Source organism: Phenylobacterium sp. (assembly GCF_046590535.1).
GTDB lineage: Bacteria > Pseudomonadota > Alphaproteobacteria > Caulobacterales > Caulobacteraceae > Phenylobacterium.
The window spans coordinates 1-5,141 of the sequence record NZ_JBKJTG010000036.1 but is presented as its reverse complement, the minus strand read 5'-3'; the positions used below and the strand labels follow the sequence as shown (position 1 = coordinate 5,141).

At 68.8% G+C, this 5,141-nt stretch carries 4 protein-coding genes; 2 read left to right on the top strand and 2 right to left on the bottom strand.

What is annotated here, in order from left to right; all coding sequences use genetic code 11:
• A partial coding sequence (locus tag ACLL81_RS01910) for a hypothetical protein (protein WP_411286655.1) occupies positions 1-885 on the top strand: 885 nt, incomplete at its 5' end.
• An 86-nt stretch (positions 886-971) separates the two neighbouring features.
• On the opposite strand, the gene ACLL81_RS01905 is transcribed toward ACLL81_RS01910, so the two are convergent.
• Positions 972-2,411: an IS1182 family transposase gene (locus ACLL81_RS01905; protein ID WP_411286654.1), complete on the bottom strand. Its 1,440-nt coding sequence runs from the start codon at positions 2,409-2,411 to the stop codon at positions 972-974.
• A gap of 272 nt (positions 2,412-2,683) precedes the next feature.
• On the bottom strand, positions 2,684-3,829 hold the full coding sequence (locus tag ACLL81_RS01900) for a hypothetical protein (protein WP_411286653.1): 1,146 nt from the start codon (positions 3,827-3,829) through the stop codon (positions 2,684-2,686).
• Between the two features lie 209 nt (positions 3,830-4,038).
• On the opposite strand from ACLL81_RS01900, the gene ald reads away from it, so the two are divergent.
• On the top strand, positions 4,039-5,141 hold a 1,103-nt coding region (gene ald, locus ACLL81_RS01895; RefSeq protein WP_411286652.1), incomplete at its 3' end, for an alanine dehydrogenase.

Sequence of the window (5,141 nt, the reverse complement as noted above, 5' to 3'; positions counted from 1 at the left end):
GAAGCGCGCCGAAACAACGCCCTGCTGACGGAGGCCCGACTCTCCACCTATGTCGGCGACAGCGCACGCGCGCTGCAGCTCGCCGAGGAGCTGAGGCGCAGCAAGGTGCTGGGCTATCAGGCAGGGCGGTTCGTCGTCTTCACGCCCATCATTGGAGGTCGCGCCGGGCTTCACGAACTCAGCGCGGCACGCAGGGAGCTTGCGGACGTGGGCGACCACCTCGTCGGGCGAGTCGCCCTGGCGGCCCGCATCGCGCTGGTCGCAGAGGACTGGCCTCAGGTCCTCGAGCTGGGACCGCGTGTGCTCGAGGAGAGCAGGGACGCCGCCATCAACACGCGCCTTCGGTGTTCCTACAGTGCTCTTGCGCTGGTGAAGCTGGACCGACTGCCTGAGGCGGAGGCGGTGCTGACCGAGACACCGCTAGACAGTGAACCCTGCGTCCGCGTCCGCGCGGTCGCCGCCGAAGCCGCGGGAGATCGCCGGCTGGCGGATCACTGGTTCGGCGAAGCAGTCCGCATGGCCCCTTCGGCGCCGCACGCTGCGGCGGAGTGGGGCCGTGCGAAGTTGGCCCGCGGCGACAGGCTCGGCGCGGCGGCGCTGTTCGCCCAGGCCCACCGGATCAGCCCCCGTTATGCAGACGCCACCGTCTGGTGGGGCGAGGCGCTGCTGGCGGAAGACGACGCCACGGGCGCGGTCGATAAGTTCGCCCAGGCAGCCAAGCTCGCCCCCCGCTGGGGCCGGCTGCACCTGAAGTGGGGGGAGGCGCTGGCAAAGCTGGGCAAGGTAGAAGAGGCGCGCGCGAAGTGGCGGGCAGCGGCCACGATGGACCTGACGCTCGCCGAGCGGGCGGAACTGCAGGCTCTGACCCAAAAGCGGACCACCTAGAGGTCCGCTTTGGGTCGAGGCTGTGTAAAAACTCGGGTGCCGAGCGAGCTGGCCGGGTTGGCGTGACGCGAGACGTCGTGGTCCCCTCAGGCTCGGATGGCCGCGATCAGCGGACCTGTTCCGAGGATCTGCATCACCCGCTTCAGATTGTAGGCCAGGATGTGGAGGCTGATCTCGGTTTTCACGTTCTTCAGCCGCTTCATTTGGAAGTGGGTATGGCCCATCCAGGCTTTGATTGTCCCGAAGGGGTGTTCGACGATCCGGCGCCTAAGCTTCATCGGGCTCTGCGGGGCTAGGTCCATCCGTCGCTGCATGGCGTCGATCACCGCCTCGTGCTCCCAGCGGGTGACGCGGCGCTCGACGCTGGGTGTACATTGGGGTTTCAGGGCGCACGCCTGGCAGCTCGCGCGGTCCCAGTAACGGTGTAGCGTCAGCCCCTTCTCCACCGTGGTCATGTGGTGCGGGAGCAGGCTGCCAGCCGGGCAGCGGTAGACGTCCTCGGCGGGCAGGTAGGTAAAGTCCTGTTTGCCGAAGCGGCCCTCGGCCTTGGCGTTGGAGGTGAGCGGCTTGGGCACATAGGGCGTCACGCCCAGAGCCTCGCAGGCGACGATCTCCTCTCCCGAGAAGTAGCCACGGTCGGCCAGCATCTCGAGGCCGTCCACACCCATCGCCGCCTTGGCCTTCGCGCTCATGGCGGCGAGTTGCGCCCGGTCGCTGCCGGTCATGACCACATCGTGGGCCACGATCAGGTGATGCTCTGCCTCGACCACTGACTGGACGTTGTAGCCGACGATTCCGCTGCCCCGGCCGCTGGTCGCCATCGACCGAGCGTCCGGGTCGGTCAGCGAGACCTGGCCGTCTGGCGAGGCCGCCACCTGCGCCTCCATCACTCTCAGCGCCTGCATCTGGGCGCGCAAAGTTTCGATCTTGCCCTTCAGCTTCCCGGCCCGCGCCTCAGCGGCTTCGCCCTCCTGCCGGTCGGCGGTGTCCAGGTCAGCCAGGTAGCCCGCAATGTGCTCGGCGACCTGTTCCATCCGCTTCTTCAGCTTCGTCGCGGTGAAGTTCCTATCGCGCGTGTTCACCGCCTTGAACTTGCTGCCGTCAACCGCCACCAGCGCCTGAGTGAAGAGGCCGATCTGGCGGCACAGCATCACGAAGTGGCTGCAAGCCGCCTGGATGGCTGGGCCGTAGTCCTTGCGGAAGTTGGCGATGGTCTTGTGGTCTGGCGCCAGTTTCCCCGTCAGCCACATCAGCTCGACATTGCGCCCGGCCTCCCGCTCCAGCCGTCGGCTCGACGGCACGCGGTTCAGATAGCCGTAGACGTAGAGTTTCAGGAGCGTGGCCGGATGGTAGGCCGGCCGACCTGTCGCCGCAGCCGTCACCCCAAAGCCCAGCTCTCCGAGATCCAGCTCATCCACGAAGACGTCGATCACCCGCGCCGGGTTGTCCTCGCCCACATAGTCGTCCAGGCAACTTGGCAACAGCGTCGGCTGACGGCGATCCTCACCCTCGACGAACCGGCTCATCCCGGGGCCTCCGACATCGTGATGTCAGGAGTCTGCGCTGCTTCGCGTTTTTACACAGCCTCGGTCGGGAGCAGTCTTCCACGTGGCGACAGGAAGCAGCCTCCGCCGAGGCCTTATGGGTACACGACCCGGGCTAGGGGCCCCCTCAGGCGCACGTCACAACGCTGCCTGAACTGTCGCACAAACGCGCGCGTTGCGCAAGAACAAAAGAAGAACATAACTGCAGGCCTCAGAACCGCCCTGGTCCGCCGCCCATCAGGGGGCGCCCCGGGTCACTGCCCTCCGGTCTTGCCCTTCGCCGCCGCCGCCGCCGCCGGCGCCTTGGCCGCCGCCTCCGCCGCGTCCTTCTCGATCCGCCGCGCGCCGCCCAGGATTCCCGCCAGGGCGTAGTTGCCCTCATGGCAGGCGTACTCATAGACCCGGCCGTTCAGGGTGTTGAAGGTGTACTCCCCGCCCCAGGGCGCATCCCACATCTGCGGGTCCGCCACCTGGAACCGGTAGAGGATCTTGGTGGGCGACAGCCGGGTGAACCACTCGGTCACCGTCAGGGTCTTCCACGAGCCCATGAACTGCTGCTGCTCCTGGATGTTGGTGGTCTCCACCACCAGGGTGTCGCCCTCATAGCGGCCGATGGAATCCCCCATCCACGGGCGCAGGCCGTCGGTGCGGTGGGTCGCGTTCAGCCGGATGATCCGCGCGTCGTGGATCATCTCCACCTCGATCACCACCGCGTCGGGGGTCTGCATGATCTGGTAATTGTTGTTGTAATAGCCGTTGGGCAGCATCGGCGGGCCGGAGTTGCGGCCGAAGCCGGAGATGCAGCGCTCCCCGTGGCTGCGGTTCTCATAGCTGTCGTAGATGTCCCGGAACCCGCCGCCCCTGGGCGCCGGCGCCCCGGCCTTGCGGGCCGCAGGCATGCCGTTGGGTGTGGTCAGGATCGACGAGCGATACTCCCCGTTGATCTCCACCAGGTGGGTGCCCGGGTCGATCCAGAAGGTGTTGTAGCCGCCGGTGTCCCCGCCGGCGGCGATGAAGTCGGGGCGGATTTCCACCAGTTTGGAGCTGCTCAGCTTGGCCTGCACCTCCGCCGTGCCCTCGTTGGGATCGGTGGGGGCGTCGGATTCGGCCAGGGCCTCGGCCCACAGCTTCTCGAACCCCCTGGCCTCGGCCGCCGTCAGGGTCGCTTTGGAGGAGATGCGCGGGTTGCGGGTCAGCGGCGTCAGGGTGGCGTTGGACCACTGGCCGGACAGGTCCGGCTGGCCCATGGCGTTGCGCGGCGCCTTCCAGCCCTTGGGCGGGATGGAGGAGCCGGCGGCCACCGTCCCCGATGGCGCCGGCGCGGGGTCCGCGGCCAGGCCAGGGCCGGCGGTGGCGAGGCAGGTGGTGAGGGCAAGGGCGAGAACGAGGGCGCGGCGCATGGCGGCAGGCTCCAGTGTCGGGTCCGAGGAACGCGGGTCGATCATACAGCGACCTTGGCCAGACGCACGGGAAAGTGGCGGCCTCACACGCGCGGGTCGGTTCGCGCCGTGAACGCTGACCCGTCGCTCCGGCCCCCGCCCTTGACACCCCAACGCCATACCCTCAAACCCTCGCGCACCCGCAAAAACCATCCCCACCGGAGGCCTTCATGCGCGTAGGTGTGCCCCGCGAGATCAAGCCGGACGAATATCGTGTGGGCCTCACCCCCACCGCCGTGCGCGAGTACGTCACCCACGGCCACCAGGTCGTGGTGGAGACCGGGGCCGGCCAGGGCGCGGGCTATGCCGACGAGCTCTATGCGCGGGCCGGCGCGTCGATCCTGCCGGACGCCGCCGCCGTGTTCGAGGCCGCCGAGCTGATCGTCAAGGTCAAGGAGCCCCAGGCCGTGGAGTGGGCCCGGCTGACGGATCGGCACATCCTGTTCACCTACCTGCACCTGGCGCCCGACCCGGCCCAGGCCGATGGCCTGCTGGCCTCGGGCTGCGCGGCCATCGCCTATGAAACCGTCACCGACGACGCCGGCGGCCTGCCGCTGCTGGCGCCCATGTCCGAGGTGGCCGGCCGCATCGCCGTGTTCTCCGCCGGCGAGACGCTGCTGAAGCACAACGGCGGCATGGGCCTGTTGCTCTGCGGCGTCCCCGGCGTGCCCCCCGCCCGCATCTGCGTGCTGGGCGGCGGCGTGGTCGGCATGAACGCCGCGCGCATGGCCGCGGGCCTGGGCGCCGAGGTGGTGGTGCTGGAACGCTCGATCCCGCGCATGCGCGAACTGGACAACATGTTCCAGGGGCGCATCCTCACCCGCTACTCCACCCTCGATGCGGTGGAGGAGGAGGTGCTCAGGGCCGACGTGGTGATCGGCGCGGTGCTCACCGCCGGCGCCGCCGCGCCCAAGCTGGTGCGCCGCGAGCATCTGGCCAGGATGAAGCCGGGCTCGGTGCTGGTGGATGTGTCCATCGACCAGGGCGGCTGCTTCGAGACCTCGCGCCCCACCACCCACAACGATCCCACCTACACGATCGACGGGGTGGTCCACTACTGCGTGGCCAACATGCCCGGCGCGGCGCCGCGCACCTCGTCCGACGCCCTGGTCCACGCCACCCTGGGCTTTCGCCTGCAGATCGCCGACCGCGGCCTGGATGCGCTCAAGCGCAACAAGCACCTGGCCCGCGGCCTCAACACTCTCAAGGGCGACGTCACCCACCCCGCCGTCGCCGAGGCCCTCGGCAAGCCCTTCGTCGACCCCTACCAGGC